Here is a 25,638-nt window from a genome sequence, read left to right on the forward strand (position 1 = left end):
GCCCGAAGCAGTAATTTGCCCATATTATGAACACTCAAATTTCATTATGCCGGAATTGCGCAGTTTATCGAGGCCTATGTCAGTATCAGCCGCTATGGGGCAAGCATGCTCGTCAAAGCGCGGGCAACGGGGAAAGGAAACTGGGGGCGACGCCGGTCCAACGGCGGAAAGAACGGCGGAAATTATTAATATCGTTGATCTGCAAATACTGCGCGACCGCCTCATTACTTAGGCCGTCAAACCAGTAGAGGAACAGCGCGGTGTGTTTACGCACCCGATCCCACTGCTGCTGGAAGCTGCTGTCGTGTTTGCGCAGCTTGCGCTTCAGCGTGGCCGGGCTCATCCCAAAGGTGGCGGCCACCCGTTCCAGGTTGAGCGGTTCGCGCAGATTATTGCGCAGATGATCATAAAAATGATCGATAAAGCCGCCATCGAAGCCCTGCGCCGCCAGTTGCTGCCGGCACTGCTGGCGCACAACGGCGCACACCGTGCTGTTGGCATGGGGCGAAGTCTGGGTGGCGTATTCGATCGGCAGCAACATCATGTTGATCGGTTGCTCAAAGCTCAGCCCATCGCCCAGGTGCACCCAGTATTGTTCGATATAGCGCGGCTGGCGGTAGTCAAACAGAAAACGCCAGGGCAACGGCTGCTGCGGGCACAGCCAGCGGCCCAGGGCGACAATCGAAGCCATAGCGGCCTCCAGCAGAAAACGCTGCCGCCCCGCCTCCGCACCCTCGCTTTGCGGCCAGTACAGGCACAGATAGCGATCGTTGAGTTGCATTCGCGGCGCCAGCAGCGGGCTGAACAGGCTGCAAAAGCCGATGACGTCATCCAGCGCCTGCTGCAGATTCTCCGCCTGTTGCAGCGCATGGCTGAAGTCGCCGTAACAGCCGGGCAATAGCCGCCGGCCAAACAGAAAGCTGGTGTCGTCGGCGCCCAGCAGGCGCGTGCTGTTGTCAATCAATTGGCCAAACTGCTGCTGGCTGAAACGCACTGTGCCCGCGGCGAGATCCTCCAGAAACACGCCGGTGCCGCGCAGCAGACGGTGGCCGTCAATATCACGCGACAGCGCCAGATCGATTAACACCCCCGGCTGATGGTGGCCGAGAATAAAACGCTCATCGCATTCGTACCAGCTACAGGCGCTCATCCGGCCACCCTGATCTGCTTGGCCTGGCTCAGAGTTTGATTCAGGCGCAATAGCAGCGCATCACGATCTTCATCCATTGCCATCACGGCGGCGACGCTGGCCTGCAGCCGAATACGCTCGCCATGCCGCTGCGTGTGATGCGCCAGATGGGCGATTGCCGCCGCCAGATCCTGCGCCATCACCTTCGCCTGCTGTTCGCCGGTGTTGGGCAACAACGCAACAAAGCGATCGCCGGCCAGCCGGCACAGCAAGTCTTGCTGGCGCAGATTGAGCAACAGCAGTTGACACAGCGTCTGTAGCACATAGTCGCCTTCCCCCGCGCCGAAGCGCTGATTGATAGCGTCAAAGTCGTTGAGATCGACCACGATCAGCGACAGCGGCTGCTGTTCGGCGGCCGCCTGTTTTAACGACAGCGACAGCTGTTTGCGCAGGTAATCGGCACCGCCGAGTGGCGTCAATTTGTCGAACAGCAGGTGTTCACGGAACAGCCGCTCGCGCTTGTTCAACTGCGCGCTGATCGCCAGTTGCTCCTGATGCCAGTGATAGATCCCGAGCGTAATCAGTATCAACCCAATCGGCATCGGAATATCTTCCAACCATTTCCCGAGGCTGACGTCATGCGGCAGGCGGATGAATTCATCCAGGCTGTCTATCCACCAGGAAAAGAAAATACAGGCCAGCCCCAGCGCCAACAGCGTGGTGACGCGGCCGGCGGGCCGGCTCACCAACAGCATAATCAGCCAGCTAAAGGCCAGCAGCGCCGAACCGCCTTCGGCCAACACGTCGGTCCAATGAATTTCGGCCCAGGGCTTTACCTCGCCGAGAATCAGCTCCAGCAGCAGGCCAAGATTGGCGAGAAAAGCCAGCAACAACAGTTTGCTGCCGTGTTGTTTGAAGAAACCGTACATCAGTAGGCGCTCTTAACGTGATTCAATCCAATGCCCTAAGCATACAGGCGCAGATGACGGTAGCATGACAGCGGAGGGGGTCAATTCAGCTCACGCCAAATGCGTATTTTTTTCGCCGGGCGGCGGCGGCTGCAGGCCGCGCCGGGCATTCAGCCCCCCCGCCCCGGCGCCAGCCCCAGGCGGCAGCAGTCATTTCAGCTCAAAACCCGCCCCAGCCCCCGCCATTAGGCGCCGATTTGCCCCTGCCGGCCCAGGCCTGTCATATAACTGACATCGGTGATTTCTAGCATCCCTTCCCCAATAAGCCGGCTCACCGGCAGCTCACCGTCGTCACTCTGGGGGAAAAATACGTGAAAGCACAGCGAAACAACACCACGCGGGCGGCAAAACGCCGGCTCAGCAGCCTGGCGCTCGCCATCAGCGGCCTTGCCCTTCCGGCGCTCACGCTGGCGGAAGACGCCACGGAACACATGGAGGTTATCGGCCAGGCCGCCAGCATGTCCCAGGCGTTGAATGAACAACGCACCTCCGACAGCATCCAGAGCGTGGTCCACGCCGACGGTGTAGCGCAGTTGCCGGATGACAACGCCGCCGAAGCGCTGCAGCGCCTGCCGGGGGTTTCCGTCGAACGCGATCAGGGCGAAGGCCGCTACGTCAGCGTGCGTGGGCTGGGGCCGGATCTGAACAGCGTGCAGATTAACGGCACCACGTTGCCCTCGCCGGAAAGCGACCGGCGCGCGGTGGCGCTTGACGTTTTGCCTTCAGAGCTGGTGCAGTCGCTGTCGGTGGTGAAAACCCTGACGCCGGATATGGACGCCAACTCGCTGGGCGGTACCGTGGAAGTCAACAGCCTGTCGGCCTTTGATCACAACGGCCTGTTTTATACCTTAGGTGCCGAAGGCAGCTACGACAGCAACAGCAAAAAGAGCAGCCCGAAATTCTCCGGCGCGGTCAGCAATATCTTCAGCATCGGCGACGGTGAAGACAACTTCGGCGTGGCGGCGGCGCTGAGCTGGCAAAAGCGCAGCTTCGCTTCAGACGACGTAGAGAGCGGCGGCGATTGGGATTTCAGCGACGGCGCGCGCCTAAACAGCTTTGAGCAGCGGCGCTATGAAATTGAGCGTGAACGCACCGGTTTTGGCCTGAACTTCGACTATAAGCCGGACGATCTCTCCAACATCTACCTGCGCACGCTGTACAGCCGCTTCAAAGATAGCGAGACCCGCCAGTCGTCAGCCATCGAATTCAGCGAACCGCTAGCCGAAGGGGAACGGGGCGACGCCGAAGTGGAACGCGGGCTGAAAAGCCGTGAAGAAACCCAGGATGTCAAAAGCGTGGTATTCGGTGGCGATCGCATGATGGGCCCATGGACGCTGAGCGGCCAGATGGCCTACAGCCGCTCCAGCGAAAAGCTGCCAGGCAGCACCTACGCCACGTTCAGCGGGCTGGATACCTTCCCGGACAGCGGCTTTTCCGGCACGGTCAAGCCGTATAGCCAAATTGGCGGCGGCTACGCCGATGCCAGCAATTACCAGTTGGACTCGATGGAATGGGAAACGCAGAAAACCAGCGACACGGAAAAAAACATTCGCCTGGATCTGGCGCGCGACTACACCCTGTTTGATACCGACAACCAAGTCAAATTCGGCGGCAAAATCAGCCGGCGCGATAAAAAGAACGACCAGAACGTCTGGACGTATGAAGATCTCGGCGACTACGGCCTAAGCGACGATCAGTTGAGCCTGAGCCGTTTCACCTCCGGCAACGCCAGCTATGCGTTCGGCCAGGATGGCCCGGCCATCAGCACCGGCAGCGTCAATAGCCTGATCGGCGCCTTGGGCAAAGACGGCTTTTACAACCAGGAAGACTCAACCATCAACGATTACCGGATGAGTGAGGACATCAACGCCGCCTACCTGATGAACACGCTGGATGTGGACAACTGGCGCTTTATCGCCGGGCTACGCTACGAGGGCACGCGCTTCAAGGCCGACGGCACCGGGCTGAACGACGGGGAATATCAAACCTCCAGCCACCAGAACAACTACCATGACTGGCTGCCAGGGCTGCACGCCCGTTACCGGTTGGATAACAACACCCAAATTCGCGCCGCCTGGACCAACTCGGTGGTGCGCCCGGCGTTCGGCCAGTTGGCCCCCGGCTATACCATCGACGGCGACGAAGCCGAATTCGGCAACCCCGAACTTGCTCCATTGAAATCGAAAAATTTCGATTTGGGGATCGAACATTACATGGGGCGCGCCGGCACGCTGTCCGGCTACCTGTTCTATAAAGACATCCGTAACTTTGCCTATGAAACCGATCTGGCCGGCAGCGGCCAATGGGCCGATTTCAGCGAGGCCAAAACCTGGGCCAACGGCGGCAAAGCGCGGCTGTACGGCGCCGAACTGGCCTACTCGCAGAAATTCGACTGGTTGCCTTCGCCGTGGAATGGCCTGCTGGCGGGCGCCAACCTGACGATGAGCCACTCCAGCGCGCGCATTGAAGGCAACGGCATCTCGCGCAAGATAGCGATGCCAAACCAATCCGACGTGGTGGGCAACCTGATGGTCGGTTGGGAAAACGACACCGTGAGCGTACGCGTCTCGGCCAACTATAAATCGGATTACCTCAGCACCGTGGCGGCCGTCGATGACCGCGCGCACGACAGCTACGTCGACGACCAGATGTTTGTCGATCTCAGCGTGCGCTACTACCTGACCAAACAGCTGCACATTTCGTTCGATGCGCAAAACCTGACCAACGAGCATTACTACGTCTATACCGGCAGCCACGGCTTTAACTCGCAGTACGAACAATATGGCCCGACCTTCAAACTTGGCCTGACCTACACCAATTTCTAAAGGACTTAGCGCATGCATTTTCGATTTTCATCCCGCCCGGCGGCGCTGGCCCTGCTGGTGATGAGCAGTTTACTGAACGCCGGCCACGCCGCCGCCCCGGCAGCCGCGCCCCCGTTGAGCACCCTCGCCGGCAGCGCCAACAATGACGAGGCCCGGTTGCTGAACGACAACCGCTTCTGGCCGCAGGCCGATCGGCTGTTGCTGGCCGGTAAACAGGGGTTGCTGCTGCAAGATGCCCAGGGCGCCACGCTGGCGCGCCTGCCCGGCAAGTACCAAGCGCTCGACGTGCGCACGGATGCCGACGGCGCGCTGGTGACCATGGTGGATACCGCACGCCAGCAACCGCTGCTGGTGCGGCTGGACGGTACCAAACGCCAATGGGGCACCCCGCAATACCTGCCGGCGCCGGGCTTCAAAGTGGAAGGCAGTTGCCTGTTCCGCGATGAAGCGGACAACAGCTTTGTCTTCCTGATCGGCGAAAAAGGCAAAGGTGAACAGTGGCTGGTGGGGCAAGGCACCCACCTGCTCGGCGCTGCGCGCAAAGTGCGCGATCTGAGCATGCCGCCGGAAAGCGAATACTGCCAGGTGGATGATCGCCGGGCGCTGCTGTACGTCAATGAAGGCGCCGTCGGCCTCTGGGCCTATGACGCGCAGGCCGAAGCGCCGCTGCTGCGCCGGCCGGTGGATATGCGCCAGCCCTTCGGCGCCATCGGCGGCGGGATCGCCGGTATGGCGGTGCTACCGGACGCCGTGCTGGCGCTGGATCCGGAAAATCGGCAGTTGCACCGCTATCGCTACCTGGAAAACGGCTGGCAGGCCGATGCCCCACTGCCTCTGCCGACGCTGAAAAAGCCACAAATGCTGACGGTGCGCCCAACGGCTCAGGGGGCGGAAATCATCATCGCCGACAAACGCGGGCTGCACCAGGGCAACATCGCCTGGCCGTTACCTGCGGCTACGCCACTGCCGACCATCCCGGTATTGCCTGCCCGGCTGGAAACCGAACCGGTCGCCAGCCAAGGCGACGCCGCCGACGATCCGGCCATTTGGGTTAACCCCACCGACGGCGCCGCCAGCCGTATCCTGGCCACCGATAAGCAGCGCGGACTGCTGGTGTACGATCTGCAAGGCCACAAATTGCAGGATCTGCCGGTCGGCCGCCTGAATAATGTGGATGTGCGCAGCGGGCTGCCGCTCGACGGCAAGACGATCGATCTGGCGGTCGCCAGCAACCGCGACAACAACTCGCTGCACCTGTTCGCCATTGCACCGGCCAACGGCGAAGTCGCCGAACTGGGCGAGATCGCCACACCGCTGCCGGAGATCTATGGCCTGTGCATGTTTAAGGATCAACAGGGCGCGATCTACGCCATCGTCAACGATAAAAGCGGCCGTTTCCTGCAATACCGTCTGCAAGGGGAACACGGCGCCGTGCGCGGCACGGTAGTCCGTGAATTCAGCCTGCCGAGCCAGCCCGAAGGCTGCGTGGCGGACGATCGTCAACAGCGGCTGTTCATCAGTGAGGAAGACGTTGCCGTGCACGCGCTGGATGCCCGCCCGGAACAGCCGGCGCAGTTGCAGCAGGTGATCGCCGCTGGCGGCGCGTTGCAGGCCGACATCGAAGGGATGGCGGTCTATCAGGGCCGCCAGCACAGCTATCTGGTGGTTTCAAGCCAGGGCAACAGCAGCTATCTGGTGCTCGACGCCCTGCCCCCTTACACGCTGCGCGGCGCTTTCCGTATCGGCCTGAACGCCGCGGCCGGCATTGACGGCGCATCGGAAACCGATGGGCTGGAGGTTACCGCCGCCAACCTGGGCGCGCCGTGGCAGCACGGCATGCTGGTGGTGCAGGACGGGCGCAACCGCCTGCCGGAACAGACGCAAAACTATAAATATCTTCCCTGGTCAGCGATTGCCGAAGCACTGCAACTGGCCGACTAATCATTAACACCCCGCCCGCCGGCGCTTTCACGGCCAGCGGGCAACCGTAAGGAAAAGATGATGACTTCCGATAACGCAATGACGTTCAGCAGCCTGATCGGCAACGCTAGCCTGCTGGTGCAATGTGTCATGGCGATCCTGCTGTTAGGCTCGCTGATCTCCTGGTATCTGATCGTGATGCACGGCCGGGTGCTACGCAGCAGCGAAAAAGATATCGCTGCCTTTCGCCAGCGTTTCCGCCAGGAAGACGATCTGCCAACGCTGCAACGGGCCATTCAGGGCGACATGCCGCGTGATGCCGGCGCCCAGCATATTTTCGCCGCCGCCTGGCATGAATTTCAGCAACTGAACCAGGTGAAAGGCATCGCGCCCGATGCGGTCAACGCCGGGGTGGAGCTCAGCCTGCAAACTGCCATCGCCGAACAGGAAGAGCGCCTCAATAGCGGCCTGGCGATGCTGGCGACGATTGGTTCGGTCAGCCCCTACATCGGGCTGTTCGGCACCGTGTGGGGCATTATGAATGCCTTTATCGGCCTGGCGCACGTGCAGCAGGCCACGCTCAACACCGTGGCGCCGGGCATTGCGGAGGCGCTGATCGCCACCGCCATCGGGCTGTTCGCCGCTATCCCGGCGGTCATTTTCTACAACCGCTTTACCGCCCGCACGCAAACGCTGGTGAACCGCTATTACAGCTTCGCCAACGAACTGCAGGGCAGCCTGCACCGCCGCTTGCAAATTGCGGCGCATGCCACCGCCCCCCGTTCACAGGCCGCCTGACAGGAGTTGTTTATGCGCAGACCACCGTTACGCCATAGCCCCAAGGCTGAAATGAACGTCGTTCCCTATATAGACGTTATGCTGGTGCTGCTGGTGATTTTTATGGTCACCGCACCGATGCTGCTGCAGGGCGTAAAACTGGAGTTGCCGAAAGTGGCCAGCGAAACGCTGCCTGCCGACAACCAGCGCCAGGTGCTGACCCTGTCGGTTAAAGCCGACGCCACCTATTACTGGAACCTGGCAAGCGACGTGCAGCCCGAACAGCGCGCCGACTCAGCGCAGGCCGTCACGCTGGAAGAGGTGAGCGCCAAAGTGGCGGCGATTATCGCCGCCAAAGGCGACACCCAGGTTTACATCCGCGCCGACCAGGCCGCCAACTACGGCAGCGTCGTCGCCTGCATGGCCGCGCTGCAAAAAAGCGGCATCGAAAACATCGGGCTGATTACCGAGGCACCACAATGAGTGCCTGTTACTTCCCCGATGCCACCGTAAACACGGCGCCCGCCTGGCGGGCGCGTATCATCGCCGGCGCCGTTGCACTGGCCGCCCACCTGCTGCTGGCGGCATTTCTGCTGCAACACTGGCAAATGAAAACGCCGCCGGCGCCGGTGGTGCGCCATCTGCACACCACGCTGATCACCCTGCCGGCGGCTGAACCCGCCGCCGTCGCGCAACCGGCCCCGCAGCCAACGCCAGAAGCGCCTCCTGCGCCAGCCCCCACGCCGGCACCGCCGCCGCCGGCCGAACCGCCCGCCGTGAGCAAGCCGCAATTGGCAACGCCGCCCAAGCCGGATAAAGCGCAGTTGGCGCGCCAGCAGCAGGCGCGCGAGCGCAAAGCGGAACAAACCCGGCGCCGGCAACAGGAAAAACAGCAGCAACAGCAGGCGCTGGCGCAACAGCGCGCGGACGATGAGCAACGTCGCCAGGCAGCGCTGCAAAGCCAGGCCGCCGCACGCGCCGCACAGAACGCCCGCCAGGCCGCAGAGGCGGAGAGCAACGGGCGCCAGTATCAGCCCATCAGCAAGCAAACGCCGGACTACCCGGAAAAAGCGCTCAGCCGCAAGATAGAGGGCAACTGTACCGTGGTTTACCGGGTAAACCGGCGCGGAGAAGTGGAAGATCCGCAGGCGCAAAGCGACTGTAACCCGCTGTTTGTGCGCACCTCGATCAACGCCGCCAAAACCTTCCGTTATCAGCCACGGGTGATCAACGGCCAGCCGGTGGATGTGCCGCAGGTGAAAAACACCTTCCACTACCGGATTCAGTAACTCAACGTGGCCCCGCTGCCGTGGGGCTGCTCGCCGGCAGCGCCTGTTTACGGGTTGATAAACGCCGCCACTGGCGGCGGCAGCGTTTGCTGCTTGCGCCAGGCCAGGGCCACCTGATACGGCACCGGCGCGCCCTGCGGCGCCAGCGGGCAGAAAGCCACGTTATCCCAGCCGCTGCGCCGCAGGAATTCAGGCACCAGCGCCACGCCCAGCCCCGCCGCCGCCAGCCCGATGAGGGTTTCCATCTGCACCGCCTGCTGGGCGACGCGCGGGGTAAACCCTGCCTGCCGGCAGGCCGAGAGAATCGCGTGATGGAGGCCGGGGCCTTCGCCCTGCGGGAACATGACCCAGGGTTCATCCGCCAGCGCGCCAAGCGGCAACTCATCCACCGCCGCCAGCGGGTGCCCGTGCGGCAACACCGCCACCCACGGACTGGTGAGCAACGGTTGCAGCGCCAGATGCGCCGCGGCATATTCCGGCACCGGTAAAGCGACGATGCCGACATCCAACCGATCGTCCAACAGTGCTTTCACCTGGCGTGCGGTGGGCGCTTCGTGCAGTTCCAGCGCGACCTGCGGGTGATCGTTGCCAAAACGGGCGATCATCGCCGGCAGCCGGTGCCGCACCGCGCTGGCGACAAAACCAATGCGCAGCGAACCACTTAGCCCTTGCCCCGCGCGTTGAGTCAAGGCTTCCGCTCGCGCCATCTGCGCCAGCGTGCGGCGCGCTTCCTCTTGCAGCACCACCCCGGCGGCGGTTAGCCCGATGATGCGGTTGGTTCTTTCAAACAGGCGCACACCCAGCGCCTGCTCCATATTGCGGATAGCGGCGGTCAGGGGCGGCTGGGCCATATGCAAACGCTCGGCGGCCCGGCGATAGTTCATGGTTTCCGCCACCGCCAAGAATTGCCGCAGCTGACGCAGGCTTAACATAACGCGATACCTTAAATGTATTAAACAACACTATGGATAGTATTAGACATATCACCAACACGTATTGATGATAAGCCTTATTTCACTCAGGAAATGGCGCTATGAGCAATGCAACCCTTGCACATCGTTATGTTGCCCGCGGCAGGAAAACGCTGGCGGGCCTGCTGCTGGCCGTGGCCCCTTTAGCCGGCGGCGTGGAGCCGCCTCAACCCGCGGCGGAAGCCACGCTGGTGCGCAAAGATCGCTCGGTTTCTCTCACGCCGGGCGCCGCGCTGTTTATTCGTGAGGTGCGGTTGGCGGCGTTGCCTGACAACGGCGCTGCGCCGGTATTGCTGGTGCACGGCGCACGCGTGCCGGGCCTCGCCTCTTTCGAACTGCCGGTGCCGGGCGGCTCGCTGGCCGGCGATCTGGCGGCGGCCGGCTACCGTGTGTATGTCATGGATCTACGGGGCTACGGCTATTCCAGCCGGCCGGCGGCGATGAGCCAACCCCCAGAGCAAAGCGCGCCGCTGATGCGCACCGCCGACGCGGTGGCCGATATCGGTGCGGCGATCCGCGCCATCTCACAGTGGACGCAGCGCGATAAGGTCAGCATCGTCGGTTGGGCAACCGGCGGGCACTGGGCCGGCGCTTATGCCGCGCACGCTCCACAGCATGTCGATCGGCTGGTGCTCTACAACACCCTTTACGGCGGCAGCCGCCACCACCCTCAGCTTGGCCTGGGTTCGCCGCTGGATACGCCGGAAAAACCGGGTACGTTTAACGCCGCCCTGTTCGGCGGCTACCGCATCAATAGCCGTGCCAGCCTGTTCCCGGCCTGGGACAACAGTATTCCCGTGACCGACAAGACGCGCTGGCGTGATGCGCAAGTCGCCCAGGCCTATGCTGATGCGGCGCTGGCATCGGACGACACCGCTTATCAACGGGATCCGCCCGGCTTTCGCGCCCCCAGCGGTGCGATGGCCGACAGCTTTGAACTGGCGCTGGGTAAAAAGCAGTGGCAAGCCGCACGGCTGACGATGCCGGTGCTGGTGATCCGCTCTGGCAGGGATTTCTGGAGCCGCCCGGAAGACGCCAGCGCGCTGGTGCAAGAAGCGCCGAACGCGCGGCTGCTGCCGCTTCCCGAAGCCACGCACTTTGTGCATCTCGATCGGGACGACGCGGGAAGAGGCCAGTTCCTGGCTGCCGTCAGCCGGTTCCTGGCGCCTGATGCAGTAAATCCAGCACAGCCGTTTACAGAGAATCCGCAATAAACTCCCGCAGCCAGCGGTGGGCAGGATCGCGGTGGACGCGTTCATGCCACAGCATCGCCATTTCAAAACCGGGCACCGCAACCGGCGGCGCCACCTGCAGTAGCCCAGGCTGATCGCGCACCAGGCGCTCAGGCAACATCGCCACCAGATCGGTCTTGGCCAGCACGGCGATCACAAACAGGAAATGCGGCACCGAGAGCACCACGTTGCGCTCCAGCCCCACGGCGGCCAGAACGCTATCGGTAATCCCCTGAAAACCGCCGCCGTCGGGCGAGACGATCACATGCGAAAGCGCGCTGAATTGCCTGACCGTTGGCCGCGTTTGCAACTGCGGATGGCCGCAACGGCCAGCCAGCACATAGCGCTCGGTAAACAGCAGGCGGTGGCGCAGCCCCTCGGGCGCCCCTTCAAGGGTATGAAAAGCCAAATCAATGTCGCCCTGCTCGGCCAGTTCGGCGAGACGCGCCGGCTCTTTGCCAAAAATAGCCAGCCGGCTATGGGGCGCGGCGGCACGCAGACCGGCCAGCGCAGGCAGGATAATGGTCAATTCCGTGTAGTCCGACGCGGCAACGCGCCAGGTTTGCTGGGCCACGGCCGGCTCAAATGGCCGGGATGGCAAAATGGCCTCTTCAAGCGAGGCCAGCGCCTGGCGCAATGGCGCGCGCAGTTCCTCTGCCCGGGCAGTGGGCCGCATGCCACGCGGCCCCGGCAACAACAGCGGATCGTCAAAGAATTCGCGCAGCTTCGCCAGTTGCACGCTAACCGAAGGCTGGGAGAGGTTTAAGCGCCGTGCCGCGCGGGTGACATTGTGCTCGGCCAGCAATGCATCCAGCGTCAGCAGTAGATTAAGATCCAGGGCTGCAAAATTACTCATGACAATACCTGTTATTTATCTAATTCATTTCAACTATACCGTAGCAGCCCCTACTCTGCCTCCAGACACTTAACGGAGGCCACAGATGAATGTATTAATTGTTTATGCCCACCCCGAACCCACGTCGCTGAACGGTTCGCTTAAAGACTTTGCCGTGTGCCATCTTGCCGCCGCCGGGCACCAGGTGCAGGTATCGGATCTGTACGCCATGGGCTGGAAAGCGGTACTCGACGCCAGCGACAACACCGCTAAACCGGCCGGCGAACCTGTTAAACCGGATCTTGATTCCAAACGGGCCTATGAACGGGGAACGCAAAGCCCGGATATCAGCGCCGAGCAGGAAAAACTGCGCCAGGCGGATGCGGTGATCCTGCAGTTCCCACTATGGTGGTTTTCAATGCCGGCGATCCTCAAAGGCTGGGTGGAACGCGTTTACGCCTATGGGTTTGCCTATGGCATGGGCGAACACTCCGACAGCCACTGGGGCGATCGTTACGGCGAAGGTTCGATGCAGGGGAAACGGGCGATGCTGCTGGTCACCGCCGGCGGTTGGGAAAGCCACTACGGCCCACGCGGGGTGAACGGACCGATCGACGATCTGCTGTTCCCGATCCAGCATGGCACACTGTTTTACCCCGGCTTTGACGTGCTGCCGCCGTTTGTGATCTACCGCACTGGCCGCATGGACGCGGCGCGCTTTGAACAGGTGAGCGCACAACTTGGGCAGCGGCTCGATAACCTGTGGAGCACCCCGCCACTGCCATTCCGGCCGCAAAACGGCGGTGCATATACCATTCCGGAACTGACGCTCAGGGAGGAGATTGCGCCAGGGCAAACCGGCTTGCCGATCCATCTATACTCTAAATAATTCGAGTTGCAGGACAAAAATGCAAAAGCGTTTTTGAACAGCGCTGGCCCCGAAGGGGTGAGGCAGTATGGCCGAATCATGCGGCAACACAGCGACAAATCTACCAGGAGCAGATTTGAACGCTGCTGGCAGCGGCCCCATAGCGGCGAGGCCCAAGGACGAGCCGAGTAATAAAGTCAACCCACCTGCGGCTCGAAGTATGAAGGGTATAGGAGGTGTTGACGTTTAGCGCGCATCTTGGGCTGCGGAGCAAGGCACCGTTGCCAGGGTGCCCGCGCAGCGGGCAGGCCATGTTAAGCGCAGGCCGGGGTGTCGGGGCCGGGCCTTCGGCCCTGACAATTGCCTGCCACTATTGCCGCAAAGAAACGCGGGGTGATTAAGGCAATTCCCTTTACGCTGATGGCTGCAGAGTACTGTTTCGGCAACGTTCTTTGTCGAGTTCGGAGAGGGTTTCGGTCGCCATCATATCGTGGCTTTTTGCGGCACCGTAGCTCGCGCCCGAGTTAGGGGCCGTGGGCGCGTCCCCTAACGACCCGCGCCTGCGCCATATCAGGCGGCCGCTGCACGGCTACCCTCACTGTGTCACTTCGCATCACGGCCGGCTACGACAGGCGTCCCTGCCTGTCTCGCCTGAAACCGCCGTCCTGGCGGTTTCGCCTATGCTACGTTCCGCCGTTCGGCGCCTTCAATGGCTTCCACACCCGTGCTCCACTCACCAAATGCATCGTCTTTGAAATTGATGAATTAACCCATGTCAAAACCAGTGGTTAGGTTGCCCGGTGGCGATAGATTGGGGTGTTGACGTTTAGCGCGCATCTTGGGCTGCCGAGCAAGGCACCGTTGCCAGGGGCAATCGGCCACGGAAGGCCGATTGAGGCGAGACAAACAGGGATGTTTGTCGTAGCCGACCCGTCCGGCGACGGGGACGCCGCGAGGGTACCCGCGCAGCGGGCAGGCCATGTTAAGCGCAGGCCGGGGTGTCGGGGCCGGGCCTTCGGCCCTGACAATTGCCGTGCATAATTGCCGCAAAGGAACTCGATACGATTAAGGCAATTCCACTTACACAGCGGGTTACAGAGTACGGTTTCAGCAACGTTCTTTGCCCTGACCGAGAGGGTTTCGGTCGCCATCATATCGTGGCTTTTTGCGGCACCGTAGCCCGCGCCCGAGTTAGGGGCCGTAGGCGCGTCCCCTAACGACCCGCGCCTGCGCCATATCAGGCGGCCGCTGCGCGGCTGCCCTCACTGTGTCACTTCGCATCACGGCCGGCTACGACAGGCGTCCCTGCCTGTCTCGCCTGAAACCGCCGTCCTGGCGGTTTCGCCTATGCGCCGTTCCGCCGTTCGGCGCCTTCAATGGCTTCAACCCCCGTGCTCCACTCACCTAATACATCGTCTTTGAGATTAACCCATGTCGAAACCGGTGGTTAGGTTGCCCGGTGGCTATAGATTGAACACACCTGCAACTTGAAGTATGACGAGTATAACCCGATAGACCGGCGTTACCGTCGCCGCTGCGGTGGGAAATAGCGTTCAATGTCGCTAAAGCCCATCGCGCCTTCCAGGGCGGAAAAGTCGCCCGCCTCGCCCATCGCTTCGGCAGCGCGGATAAACGCGCCCAGCGCCAGCCGGGATAACGATGAACCGGCGCTGATACGCTTCACGCCCGCCTGTTCCAATTGCGCCATGCTGAAGGTGGCGCCCGGGATGCCGGCAATAACGTTAACCGGTTTTGACAGGGCGCCGCACAGAGTGCGAATGGTGTCTAAATCCCGGAGGCCGGGCGCATAAAGCACATCCGCGCCGGCTTGTTCAAAAGCCTGCAGCCGCCCGATGGTATCGTCGAGATCTGGCTTGCCCCACAGGTAGTTCTCGCAGCGGGCCGTCAGCACAAAATCCTGCGCCAGTTTATCGCGCGCTTCCGCTGCGGCCTGGATGCGCTCAACCGCCAGTTGAAAATCATAAATCGGCCGTTCGCGACGGCCGCTGTAATCTTCGATCGAGCCGCCGGCAAGGCCAATCTCGCCTGCGGCGCGAATGGTTTCCGCCACGATCTCCGGGCTGTCGCCAAAGCCGTTTTCCAGATCGGCCGATACCGGCAACGGCGTCGCCTCAACCAGCGCGCGGCAGTGCGCCAACGTGGTAGCCCGATCTACGCTGCCCTCGCGTAGCCCCTTGGAAAAAGACATGCCGGCGCTGGTTGTCGCCAACGCCTTGAACCCCATTGCGGCCAGAATTCTGGCCGTCCCGATATCCCACGGGTTGGGGATGATGAATGCGCCGGGTGCCTCATGTAATTTTCTGAAATCGCTGCTGATATTCGCCATCACCGTTCCCCTGTCAGCCCGCTGGCGCGGGAGTGTTTTCCACCGAATGTATATCCCAAAGACGCCAAGTGGCAAGGCACACACCCTCTACTTGCTGTAGGGAGGGTATATCAGTGAATTCATTATCATAAAATTTTTAGTGGGTAGCGCTACGGGGAACCGGTGAAACCCTATAGCAAGGCGAACAACCAAGCCAACCATTAAGCGATAAAAAATTATCGTTTTACGATAAAATAAGTGCTATCGTTGTACTAATTTCCATCGTTCTCTCTGTGAGGTTTCTATGGCATCGGATCGTCTGGCTATGTTCTGTCGCCGCATGGCGATAATTACTCTGTGGCTTACTATCATCATGCTGGCGCTGAATGTCGCCGTCTGGCTTTTTCCCACGCTAGCTTCTGTTGAAGGTGGGTACGGTTTCGCTTTTTCCCTGTCAAACCAGTTAATCTCATCGCTGAATCAAGATCTAAGTACCTTTCCATGGTGGCAAAGGCTCGGCGCGATTCTTATTTCCAGCGTGCCCTTGCTTTCGCTTTCGGCTGGCCTACTGAATCTGCGATCTTTGTTCACCAACTACTCGTCACGGAACTATTTTTCCGTATCGTCATCCCGCTATCTGGAAAAGATGGGTCAGTCAGTCGTGCTTTGGGTCGTGCTGAATTTTCTGTGCGAACCGCTTCTTAGCATCTGGATGACAATGCGGGAACCGGTTGGTCAGCGCTTGATTTCATTGAGTGTGGATTCATCTGCGGTCGTGGCGCTTTTTCTTGCGGCCTGCATTATCGTGATTGCCCGGATTCTGCGCCGCGCAAGCGAGATCAGTGCCGAAAATCAGCTGTTTGTATAAAGGACGCGCTATGCCCATTGTGATCACGCTGGACGTTATGCTGGCCAGAAGAAAGGTCAAATCCAGGGAACTGGCGGCAGCCATTGGAATCACCGAGCAAAACCTTTCCCTGTTGAAACAGGGAAAGGTTAAAGGCGTACGGCTTGCGACGCTGGAAGCGATCTGCCGGTATCTGGACTGCCAACCGGGCGACATTCTGGTTTATTCCCCCGACGATGACGGCCCGGCATCTAATTTGTTAATAGATTAATTTTTATACAAAAATGCCGGGTATTTCCCGGCTTAACCATTTCCTTACTGTTTCGGCGTCTTAATCGCCAGCGGTTTAATAATCGCCGCTTCAATGCCTGGCCGCTCGGCTTGTTTGTCTTCAAGATAAACGTAGCAACACCACGCTCCTCAAATCTAAAACACATCCCGCAATTTTAGTGCATCACCGCCATCCATAAGGCACCCACAACCTATTGATGGATATCACAAAGCCCCTATTTACGTATGATTAATCGTAAAGCCAGTGGCCAGCGTTGGCGGATTCAATATACATAATGATTGTTAACGGTTTTTTATCCTCATTGGGTTGCTTACGCGGGAATAAAGGTTTGCTCTTCCATGGGTAATAATAATAATTATCTACTGCCGGCAAGGAATGAATAATTCCTGCCCAATCGGCAAAAAATATCGTTACAGATCGTGTCACGTTTTCCTGCCCATCATCCGTATATCGGCATGGTAGCCGCCAGAGGAAAAGAAAAAAAACAATTAATATCAAAACGATAAAATTACCCACATCAACCACGCACGGCCATGCGTCGTTTCACTTTCTTACCCGTTATTTACCTGCCGGCGCCTTGATTGCCCGGCACGTTCGTCTTATGGTCAAACAGAGACAAAAAATTATAAGCTCGCAAGGCCACGACGCGGCGCCGCTAACAACCACGGCACGGTGTATCAGCAGAGCAAGCGGCATCTGGAATTTAATCCACACTCAGCACAATCCGGTACTGCCGGACCCATTATCTGTCCCAACATCACAGCGTTAATTCCAGGGCTTCGGCTTGAGCCCATCTTACACAGATGAGAACTATGGCTAATCAATCGATTTCACCGTCAGCGGATGACCCGCGTCATCAAGAAAACAACCCGCAACAAGACCAAGATAGCGAACAACCCGAACGCCGGCGCCCCGGTAAAAAGCCGCTGATTGTTTTAGCGATCGTGGTGGTGGTGATGCTGATCGTCGCCCTGTGGTACTGGCTGGCTACACGCAATATTGAAACCACCGACGATGCCTATACCGAAGCCGACGCGGTCACCATCGCGCCAAAAACGTCGGGCTTTGTCACCCAACTGTTGGTGAAAGACAACCAGCGGGTGAAACGCGGCCAGCTGCTGGTGGTTATCGATCCACGCGACAACACCGCCCAGCGCGATCAGGCCCAGGCCCAACTGGGGCTGGCCGTCGCGCAGTTGCATCAGGCACAGGCGGCGCTGGATCTCGCCAAAGTGCAATACCCGGCGCAGAAAGATCAGGCGCTGGCCCAGTTGGCCAAGGCGCAGGCCAACCTGCTCAACGCGCAGGAAGACGACAAACGGCAACGGGGCGTAGATCCGCGCGCCACCTCGCAACGCAATATCGATGCGGCCAGCGCCCAGTTGAGAAGCGCACGGGCCGAGCTGGCAAGCGCCAAAGCGCAGGTGGAAATCGCCTCGCAGATCGCGCTGCAAATCCGCCAACAGGAAACCACCGTTGAGGCGCGCCAGCAGCAGGTTCAGCAGGCACAGGCCCAGCTCAACACCGCCAACCTGAACCTGGCCTACACCGAAGTGCGCGCCCCTTACGATGGCTTTATCACCCGGCGTAACGTGCAGCTCGGCAGCCTGGTGCAGGCAGGCAGTTCATTGTTCTCGCTGGTTTCCCCCGAGGTGTGGATCAGCGCCAACTTCAAAGAGACCCAGTTGGCGCGCATCCGCCCGGGCAATCCGGTGGATATCACCGTCGACGCCTGGCCGGATATCACACTGCACGGGCATGTCGACAGCGTTCAGATGGGTTCCGGCTCGCGCTTCTCCGCCTTCCCGGCGGAAAACGCCACCGGCAACTTTGTGAAAATCGTCCAGCGCGTGCCGGTGAAAATCGTCATCGATAAAGGGCTGGACGCCGACAAACCTTTGCCGCTGGGCCTGTCGGTTGAACCCAGGGTGACGGTGAAATGAGCCAAAGCCAGAGCTGGCAGCCGGCCAGCAACCCCTGGCTGGTGGCCATTACTGTCACGCTGGCGGTGTTTATGGAGATCCTGGACACCACCATCGTTAACGTGGCGCTGCCGCACGTCGCCGGCTCGCTGTCATCCAGCTATGATGAATCTACCTGGGTGCTAACCTCGTATCTGGTGGCCAACGGCATTGTGCTGCCGATTTCCGCATTCCTGAGCCGGGTATTCGGCCGCAAGCAATTTTTCCTGATCTGCATCGTGATGTTCACGCTCTGCTCGTTCCTGTGCGGCATCGCCACCGAGCTATGGCAGATTATTCTGTTCCGGATCATGCAGGGCTTTTTCGGCGGCGGGCTACAGCCGGTTCAGCAATCGGTGCTGCTGGATTATTTTAAGGTGGAGGATCGCGGCAAGGCGTTCGGCCTTTCCGCCATCGCGGTGATCGTCGCCCCGGTGATCGGGCCGACGCTCGGCGGTTGGATCACCGATAACTACAGTTGGCGCTGGGTGTTCTTCATCAATATTCCCGTCGGCATCTTCAGCGCGCTGGCGATCTATCAGCTGCTGGAAGATCCGCCGTGGGAACGCAAGACGGCGAAGGGCAAGCTCAGCATCGATTACATCGGCATCGGCCTGATCACCCTGGGGCTGGGCTGCCTGCAGGTGATGCTCGATCGCGGCGAGGATGAAGACTGGTTCCAGTCAAACTTCATTATCACCTTTGCCATCCTGACGACCATTGGCCTGGTCGGCGCCGTCTACTGGCTGCTGTACGCCAAAAAGCCGGTGGTTGATCTCTACTGCCTGAAAGACCGCAACTTTGCGGCCTCCTGCGTGCTGATGGCAGGCATGGCGATGATCCTCTACGCCAGCGCGGTGGTGATCCCACAGCTCGCGCAACAGGATCTGGGCTATACCGCCACCTGGTCCGGGCTGATCCTCTCGCCGGGCGGCGTGCTGATCGTGCTGTCGATCCCGCTGGTGCTGCGGCTGATGCCGGTGATACAAACCCGCTGGCTGATCGCCTTCGGCTTCTTCTGCCTGTCGGCCTCGTTCGTCTATTCCGCCACGCTTGCGCCGAACGTTGACTTCACCACGCTGGTATTGATGCGCAGCGCCCAAACCATCGGGCTGGGCTTCCTGTTTGTGCCGCTGACCACCATTGCGTTCGTCACCATACCGCAGCGGCTAAATGCCGATGCCTCCGCCCTGTTCACTATGTGCCGCAACGTGGCGGGCTCGATCGGCATTTCACTCTCCACGGCGATGATCACCGAACGCCAACAGGCCCACAGCGCCAATATGGTGCACAACATGTCAACCCTGAATGAGCCTTTTAACCTGACGGTGGAACGCTGGGCGCAAGCGATCAGGGATTTCACCACCCAGACGGGCGATCCCATTTCTCTCGCCACCGGCCAGTTATACAAAACCATGATCGAGCAAGCGCGCATCCTCGCCTACATTGACGTTTTTACCGGCCTGAGCGTTATCGCCCTGCTACTTATTCCTTTTTGTTTACTGCTTGCGCCCATCAAGAGCAAAGGCAGTGCGGGAGCACACTGACATGACGGTTTACCCCTCATTTTCCGCCTCACGAGCCGGCTTACTGGCAACGGCCCTGCTGGCGCTTTGCGCCTGTTCGGTCGGGCCTGACTACCAGGCCCCCACGCCCAACACGCCGGGCGGGTTTAATACGTTGGCTTCCGACGGCGCGTCAAAACCGCAGGCCACGGCGATCGACGCCAACTGGTGGAAATCCTTTCACGATCCGCAGCTCGACAGCCTGGTGGAGCGGGCGATCGCCGGCAATCTGACCTTGCAACAAGCCGTGCTGCGCATTGCCGGTTCGCGCCAGCAGTTGAACCAGGCGCGCGGCGCCTGGTATCCGGCGGTGGAAAGCAAAGCGTCGGTACAGCGCCAGCAGATGGGGCTGAAGGGGATCCTGGAATCCCATGGCGCATACAGCAAGGTGGATGAGGTCGATCCCAGCCTGAGCTCGGCGCTGGATAGCCTGGCCCAGCCGGTAGGGCTGTATCAGGGCAGTTTCGATGCCTCCTGGGAACTGGATCTCTGGGGCAAAGTGCGCCGGCAGGTGGAAATGGCCGGCGCCCAGCAGCAGCAAGCCATCGAAAACCGCAACGACGCGCTGGTGTCACTGGAGGCGGAAGTCGCCAGAACCTATTTACAGCTGCGCGGGGCGCAGGCCACCAGCCAGACGCTCGCCAGCCAGATTGAGATCGCACAGCAGACGCTGGAACTGACGCAAAGCCAACAGCGCAATGGCCTGGCGCCGCAAATGAACGTGGAAAACGCCCGCGCCCAGCTTGGCTCGCTGCGCGCGCAGATGCCGCAATACCAGGCGCAGATCCATCAGGCGATGAACGGCCTGGCGGTGCTTATCGGCCAGCCGCCGGGCGCGCTGGATGGCGAACTGGCGGCGAATAAGCCGCTGCCCGCCTTGCCGAAGGCGGTGCCGGTCGGCGTGCCGTCCACGCTGGCCAGGCGCCGGCCGGACGTGCGCGAAGCGGAGGCGCAGCTGCATGCCGCCACCGCCAACATTGGTGTTTCCATCGCACAGTTGTTCCCGGATCTGTCGCTAACCGGCCAGTTCGGCGTACGCAATACCGACGCCAGCTATCTGGATAACTGGAGCAGCCATTTCTACAGCTACGGCCCTTCGATTTCGTTGCCGATATTTCAGGGCGGCCGGCTGGTGGCCGGCGTTAAGCTGGCGCGCGCCGAGCAAGCCAGCGCCGCGCTGGGCTACCGCCAGACGGTGCTGACCGCGCTGCAGGATGTGGAAAACGCGCTGGTGAGCTACCGCGCCGATCAGCAACAGGCGCAGGAGCTTGATCACACCGTCGACGCATTGCAAAACGCGTTTGAACTGGCCAGCGACGGCTACCGCCAGGGGCTGTCTTCGTTTATCGACGCGCTGGATACCCAGCGCCAGTTGGCGCAGGCCAGGCAACAGGCCAGCCAGGCGCACATGCAAAGCAGCCTGGATCTAGTGGCGTTATATAAAGCGCTGGGCGGCGGCTGGGAACCTTATCAGCAGGCCAGGCTGCCCGATTACCCGGTATTCGGCCCGGCCGGCAGCTAAAAAAACGGGCGTTGCCCCCGCGGCCGGCCGCCGTGGGGGCAACACATCGGCCAGCGCGTCATCCGCCGGGCAACCGCCTCTCCCCTTTGTTAACGCCCTGCACAAGCACACTAAAAATAATTGCACCTATGTGCAAAACGGTCACCGGGCCGTCATAAAGCGCCGATATAGTCCTTTCCTGTCTAAAAACAGAAAAGGGAATCCCCCGTGACGCCCGAAGCCGTTAACCCGGCACCGCCTTCATGGTGGTGCAAATTCCGGCACGCTTTCACCATCGCCCGCCACGAGCCGGCGAACCTGATTGGCATGCTGTTGATAGTGCTGTTTGCCTGGATCATCCTGGCGCCGGTGCTGTCGATTCTGCTTGACGCCATCGTCGTGCAAAGCGGCGACAGCGAGCGCGTGCAGGCAGCCGAAGGCGCCTTTACCCAATATTATCTGCTGCGCACCCTGGCTTCGCGCATGTCCAGCCTGCTGCTGTGGACGCCGTTGCTCAATACGCTGGCGGTGGCGATCAGCAGCGTGTTGGGTGCGCTGGTGGTCGGCGTCAGCCTCGCCTGGCTGGTCAACCGCACCGATATGGCCGGGCGCAAATGGTTCGCCACTGCGCTGATCGTGCCGTTTATGCTGCCCTCCTGGACCTTCGCGCTGGCCTGGACCACGCTGTTTAAAAACCACACCGTCGGCGGCCAACCCGGCTGGCTGGAAACCCTCGGCTTCCACACGCCGAACTGGCTGGCCTATGGCTATTTCCCGATCGTGGCGATCATGGTGCTGCACTACGCGCCGCTGGTGATCCTGATCGTCGGCAACGCCCTGAAACGCATGGATAGCCAGTTGGAAGATTGCGCCCGGGTGCTCGGCGCCTCACGCCAGGTTATCGCGCTACGGATTATTGTGCCGCTGGTGCGCCCGGCGCTGCTGTCGGCCGCACTGCTGATCTTCGCCGATTGCATCGGCGAGTTCGCCATTCCGTACATTCTCGGCTTGCCGGTGCACTTCGATACGCTGTCCACCGGTTTGTACCGCGCGTTGGGTTCACGCCAGACCGGCGTTGCCGCGGTGATCGCCGCGGTGATTATGCTGATGGGCATGATCACACTGCTGCTGGATATGCGCATGCTGCGCGAAGCCAAACGCTTCGTTACCGTCAGCGGTAAGGGTGGGCTGGATCGCCGCCGCCATCTCGGCCGCTGGCGCCTGGCCGCCGGGGCGGCCGCACTGCTGTTTGTGCTGCTGGGCGTGGCCATACCGCTGCTCACGCTGTTCTTTTCCACCATCATGAAACTGCCGGGGCGGTTCAGCGCCGACAACTTCACCTTCGATTTCTGGATTGGCCATCATCTGGATACGGTAGCCCTGCATAACGGCATTCTGATTACGCCGGATTTCTGGCACGCGGTCTGGAACACCGTGGTGATTGTCGGCTCGGCATCGCTGGCCTCCGGCGTCCTCGGCCTGTTGGTCGGCTATGCGGTGATACGCAGCACGGTGCGCTGGGTGGGCGGGTTTTTACGCCAGATCACCTTCCTGCCCTACCTGGTGCCCGGCATTGCCTTCGCCGCCGCGTTCCTGTCGCTGTTTGCCGTCGCGCGCGGCCCGGTGCCCGCCCTGTACGGCACCCCGCTGATCCTGGTGATTGCGCTGATCGCCGAGAAAATGCCCTATGCCAGCCGTTCCGGCATCGCCGCAATGACCCAGTTGGGCAAAGAGCCGGAGGAAGCGGCGCGCGTGGCCGGCGCCGGCTGGTTCACCCGCATCGGGCGGATTGTGATCCCCATCCAGGCCGCGCCGCTGACCACCGGCATTCTGCTGCCATTTATTTCCGGTATTAAGGGCGTCAGCCTGTTCATCATCCTGGCGATCCCCGCCACCGACGTCCTGACCACCTATTCACTGCGCTTGATTGACTACAACTACCAGCAGGCGGCCAACGCCGTGGTGTTGATGATCGCGCTGATTTCATGGGCCGGCACGGTACTGATTCAAAAAATCTCCGGTACCGGGTTGGCTGAAGGTTTGGAGAACTGACATGCCCGCCATTACCCTGACCAACCTGAGCAAAACTTACCCCGGCGCCAAACAGCCGGCGGTCAACGCCATCAACCTGACCGTTAAAGACGGCGAATTCATGTGCCTGCTTGGCCCCTCCGGCTGCGGCAAAACCACCATCCTGCGCATGATCGCCGGTATTGAACACGCCAGCGGCGGCGAGATCGCCATCGGCGATGCGGTGATGGATTCCGTATCCCAGGGGGCCTTTGTGCCGCCGGAGCGCCGCCGCGTCGGGCTGGTGTTCCAGAGCTACGCCCTGTGGCCGCACATGACGGTGGAGCAGAACGTCGATTTTGGCCTGCGGCTGCAAAAAGTGCCGAAGCAGGAACGTATTGCCCGCAGCCGGGACGTGATGGAAAAGCTGCGCATCGCCGAGTATGCCGGCCGCTATCCGGCACAGCTTTCCGGCGGCCAGCAACAGCGCGTCGCACTGGCGCGCATGCTGGCGGTCAACCCCGGCGTACTGCTGCTCGATGAGCCGTTGTCCAACCTGGACGCCACCCTGCGCCTGGAAATGCGCGCGGAGCTGCGCCGCCTGCACGCCGCCTTCGGCACCACCATCGTGTTCGTCAGCCACGACCAGTGGGAAGCGATGACGCTGGCCACCACCATCGCCGTGATGAGCGCCGGACATGTCCAGCAGGTGGGCACGCCGGATGAGATTTACGCCAGGCCCGCCAACCGCTTTGTCGCCGAGTTTATCGGCACGCCGAAGCTGAACATGATCCCGCTCAATCAGCCGGCCAGCGCATTGGCCGCCCACCTGCAGCAGCGCTTTGCCCTGCGGGAAACGGCGCATACCTGCGGCATTCGCCCAGAGGAGATCGCGCTGTGCGAGCAGCCGCACAGCGACAGCATTCCGATGACGATCGACAACATCATGCCCACCGGCGGCAGTTGGGTGATCGAGCTGGTAAAAGACGGCGATCGCCTGTTTCACTCAACGCAACTGCGCCCGCGCTGGCAGGCCAACCAACAGGTGCACTGCCAGTTGCCCGCCGCCGCCCTGCACTTCTTCAACCAGCAGGGGCAACGCCAGGAACCGTATGGGCGCTAACCACCACGATAGCCGTTTCGCTTAACCGCAACCCAAGGAAATGTGATGAACCGCAAATTGATAACGCGTCTGGCGATACTCGCCGTCTGTGTCGCCGGTGCTGCCGGCGTCAACGCGGCCGAACCGCTGGATCTCTCCACCCTGATTGCCAACGCCAAAACAGAAGCGCCAATCACCGTTTATGCCTCCACCGGCAAGATCGTCGAGCAGGCGAAAAGCTTTAGTCAGCAATATGGCGTTAACGCGGTAGGCATTAAGGCCGACGCGCCGCAGATCATCGAGATCATCAGCCGTGAAGCGCAGGCGCACAACGTGAAAGCCGATGTGGCGATCATCGAAGACGCCCCGGCCGGCATGGCGCAGCTGTTAAACAAAGGCTATGTGCAAAGCTGGGTGCCGGATGACATGAAGGCCACCGTGCCGGCACAGTATCAGGCACCGTTGACGGTGGTGCTGGCGCCGAACGTGTTTGCCTACAACACCGCGCATCACGGCCGTTGCCCCATCACCAATATCTGGCAACTGACCGAGCCGCAGTGGCGCGGCAAAGTCGCCATGCAGGATCCCACCAGCAAACCGGCCTACACGGATTGGTTCAGCCAGATGGCCACCCACTATGATCAAGAGGTGCGCGCCGCCTATCAACAGGCGTACGGCAAACCGCTGGAAACCGACGAAAGCACGGCGACGGCGGCGTTCGTTAAGGCGCTGGCCGCCAACAGCCCGCTGCTGACGCATTCCGACAACGACGCGGCCGAAGCGATTGGCGCGCCGGATGGCAAAGGCGATTTCGTCGGGCTGGTTTCCACCGCGAAATTCCGCGATAACAAACAGGGAATGAAGCTGGGCCTGTGCAACGGAATGAAGCCGTTTATCGGCTGGAACTACCCCAGCCTGGGCGTGGTGGCGACCGGTAGCCACAGCCCGAACGCCGCCAGGCTGTTTGTCCATTACCTGATGACCGCCGAAGGCATCGCACCGCAAGGCGTGGACGGCAAAATGTCCACCAACCCGGCGGTAAAACTGCCGGCAAACGAGGCTTCGGGCATCGAAAAATACCGCACGGAGCTGATGGTCTACCAGACCACCAGCGCCAAGACGGACTGGCAGAGCCGCCAGGACTGGCAAGATCTCTGGAACCTGAACTACCAAAAATAACCGCGCCGCCGCGCGCCCGATATTTTCAGACTGGGAGAGCC

21 protein-coding genes are annotated in these 25,638 nt (G+C 60.9%); 15 read left to right on the forward strand and 6 right to left on the reverse strand.

Annotated elements, in window-relative coordinates; genetic code table 11:
• Window positions 1-112: 112 nt before the first annotated feature.
• Window positions 113-1,150 carry an AraC family transcriptional regulator gene (locus ABFX35_RS16970; RefSeq protein ID WP_279029278.1) on the reverse strand — a complete coding sequence of 346 codons (1,038 nt, stop codon included), beginning with the start codon at window positions 1,148-1,150 and terminating at the stop codon, window positions 113-115.
• A complete protein-coding gene (locus ABFX35_RS16975) occupies window positions 1,147-2,058 on the reverse strand; it encodes a GGDEF domain-containing protein (RefSeq protein ID WP_279029276.1) in 912 nt (303 codons plus the stop codon). The genes ABFX35_RS16970 and ABFX35_RS16975 overlap by 4 nt, the downstream gene beginning before the upstream one ends.
• A gap of 350 nt (window positions 2,059-2,408) precedes the next feature.
• Between ABFX35_RS16975 and ABFX35_RS16980 the strand changes: the two genes are divergently transcribed.
• The 5 genes from ABFX35_RS16980 to ABFX35_RS17000 are packed head-to-tail and all read left to right on the forward strand — an operon-like array spanning window position 2,409 to window position 8,908.
• A complete protein-coding gene (locus tag ABFX35_RS16980) occupies window positions 2,409-4,922 on the forward strand; it encodes a TonB-dependent receptor (protein WP_346082258.1) in 2,514 nt (837 codons plus the stop codon).
• 12 nt (window positions 4,923-4,934) lie between these two features.
• Entirely contained in the window at window positions 4,935-6,863 is a 1,929-nt protein-coding gene (locus ABFX35_RS16985; RefSeq protein ID WP_346082259.1) for a phytase, read from the forward strand.
• A 57-nt stretch (window positions 6,864-6,920) separates the two neighbouring features.
• On the forward strand, window positions 6,921-7,640 hold the full coding sequence (gene tolQ / locus ABFX35_RS16990) for a protein TolQ (protein WP_346082260.1): 720 nt from the start codon (window positions 6,921-6,923) through the stop codon (window positions 7,638-7,640).
• A gap of 12 nt (window positions 7,641-7,652) precedes the next feature.
• Window positions 7,653-8,102, forward strand: a complete 450-nt coding sequence (gene tolR, locus ABFX35_RS16995) for a protein TolR (RefSeq protein WP_346082261.1) — start codon at window positions 7,653-7,655, stop codon at window positions 8,100-8,102.
• Window positions 8,099-8,908 carry an energy transducer TonB gene (locus ABFX35_RS17000; protein WP_279028440.1) on the forward strand — a complete coding sequence of 270 codons (810 nt, stop codon included), beginning with the start codon at window positions 8,099-8,101 and terminating at the stop codon, window positions 8,906-8,908. Before tolR ends, ABFX35_RS17000 begins: the two co-directional genes overlap by 4 nt.
• 47 nt (window positions 8,909-8,955) lie before the next feature.
• Here the strand turns inward: ABFX35_RS17000 and ABFX35_RS17005 are convergent, their stop codons facing one another.
• Entirely contained in the window at window positions 8,956-9,840 is an 885-nt protein-coding gene (locus tag ABFX35_RS17005) for a LysR family transcriptional regulator (protein ID WP_279028437.1), read from the reverse strand.
• A 101-nt stretch (window positions 9,841-9,941) separates the two neighbouring features.
• Here ABFX35_RS17005 and ABFX35_RS17010 point away from each other — a divergent pair, with 101 nt between their 5' ends.
• Window positions 9,942-11,093, forward strand: coding sequence for an alpha/beta fold hydrolase (locus ABFX35_RS17010; protein ID WP_346082262.1), 1,152 nt, complete (start codon window positions 9,942-9,944; stop codon window positions 11,091-11,093).
• Here ABFX35_RS17010 and ABFX35_RS17015 read toward each other — a convergent pair.
• The gene (locus ABFX35_RS17015; RefSeq protein ID WP_346082263.1) at window positions 11,074-11,967 is read right to left on the reverse strand and encodes a LysR family transcriptional regulator; all 894 of its coding nucleotides are present in this window, start codon (window positions 11,965-11,967) and stop codon (window positions 11,074-11,076) included. The genes ABFX35_RS17010 and ABFX35_RS17015 overlap by 20 nt on opposite strands.
• Before the next feature lie 85 nt (window positions 11,968-12,052).
• Between ABFX35_RS17015 and ABFX35_RS17020 the strand changes: the two genes are divergently transcribed.
• Window positions 12,053-12,835 carry an NAD(P)H-dependent oxidoreductase gene (locus tag ABFX35_RS17020; protein ID WP_279028430.1) on the forward strand — a complete coding sequence of 261 codons (783 nt, stop codon included), beginning with the start codon at window positions 12,053-12,055 and terminating at the stop codon, window positions 12,833-12,835.
• A gap of 1,501 nt (window positions 12,836-14,336) precedes the next feature.
• On the opposite strand, the gene ABFX35_RS17025 is transcribed toward ABFX35_RS17020, so the two are convergent.
• Window positions 14,337-15,161 carry an isocitrate lyase/PEP mutase family protein gene (locus ABFX35_RS17025; protein ID WP_346082264.1) on the reverse strand — a complete coding sequence of 275 codons (825 nt, stop codon included), beginning with the start codon at window positions 15,159-15,161 and terminating at the stop codon, window positions 14,337-14,339.
• Between the two features lie 283 nt (window positions 15,162-15,444).
• On the opposite strand from ABFX35_RS17025, the gene ABFX35_RS17030 reads away from it, so the two are divergent.
• Together ABFX35_RS17030 and ABFX35_RS17035 are read left to right on the forward strand one after the other, a co-directional pair.
• Window positions 15,445-16,008: a DUF2975 domain-containing protein gene (locus ABFX35_RS17030; RefSeq protein WP_346082265.1), complete on the forward strand. Its 564-nt coding sequence runs from the start codon at window positions 15,445-15,447 to the stop codon at window positions 16,006-16,008.
• Between the two features lie 10 nt (window positions 16,009-16,018).
• Window positions 16,019-16,258: a helix-turn-helix domain-containing protein gene (locus ABFX35_RS17035; RefSeq protein WP_346082266.1), complete on the forward strand. Its 240-nt coding sequence runs from the start codon at window positions 16,019-16,021 to the stop codon at window positions 16,256-16,258.
• Window positions 16,259-16,507: 249 nt separating this feature from the next.
• Here the strand turns inward: ABFX35_RS17035 and ABFX35_RS17040 are convergent, their stop codons facing one another.
• Complete coding sequence (locus ABFX35_RS17040) at window positions 16,508-16,705, reverse strand: DUF1493 family protein (RefSeq protein WP_346082267.1); 198 nt, start codon at window positions 16,703-16,705, stop codon at window positions 16,508-16,510.
• Between the two features lie 377 nt (window positions 16,706-17,082).
• Here ABFX35_RS17040 and ABFX35_RS17045 point away from each other — a divergent pair, with 377 nt between their 5' ends.
• The 6 genes from ABFX35_RS17045 to ABFX35_RS17070 all read left to right on the forward strand — a co-directional run bounded on the left by ABFX35_RS17045 (window position 17,083) and on the right by ABFX35_RS17070 (window position 25,597).
• Window positions 17,083-18,222 (forward strand): HlyD family secretion protein, encoded by a 1,140-nt coding sequence (locus ABFX35_RS17045; protein WP_095847685.1) that lies wholly within the window; start codon window positions 17,083-17,085, stop codon window positions 18,220-18,222.
• Window positions 18,219-19,787, forward strand: a complete 1,569-nt coding sequence (locus ABFX35_RS17050) for a DHA2 family efflux MFS transporter permease subunit (RefSeq protein WP_095847684.1) — start codon at window positions 18,219-18,221, stop codon at window positions 19,785-19,787. Before ABFX35_RS17045 ends, ABFX35_RS17050 begins: the two co-directional genes overlap by 4 nt.
• A 1-nt stretch (window position 19,788) precedes the next feature.
• Window positions 19,789-21,327 (forward strand): efflux transporter outer membrane subunit, encoded by a 1,539-nt coding sequence (locus tag ABFX35_RS17055; protein WP_346082268.1) that lies wholly within the window; start codon window positions 19,789-19,791, stop codon window positions 21,325-21,327.
• Between the two features lie 207 nt (window positions 21,328-21,534).
• A complete protein-coding gene (locus ABFX35_RS17060; RefSeq protein ID WP_346082269.1) occupies window positions 21,535-23,358 on the forward strand; it encodes an ABC transporter permease in 1,824 nt (607 codons plus the stop codon).
• 1 nt (window position 23,359) lies between these two features.
• Window positions 23,360-24,439, forward strand: coding sequence for an ABC transporter ATP-binding protein (locus ABFX35_RS17065; RefSeq protein WP_279028331.1), 1,080 nt, complete (start codon window positions 23,360-23,362; stop codon window positions 24,437-24,439).
• Window positions 24,440-24,484: 45 nt separating this feature from the next.
• Window positions 24,485-25,597, forward strand: coding sequence for an ABC transporter substrate-binding protein (locus tag ABFX35_RS17070; RefSeq protein ID WP_346082270.1), 1,113 nt, complete (start codon window positions 24,485-24,487; stop codon window positions 25,595-25,597).
• The last annotated feature ends 41 nt before the right edge of the window (window positions 25,598-25,638 follow it).

Source organism: Gibbsiella dentisursi (assembly GCF_039539505.1).
GTDB lineage: Bacteria > Pseudomonadota > Gammaproteobacteria > Enterobacterales > Enterobacteriaceae > Gibbsiella > Gibbsiella quercinecans.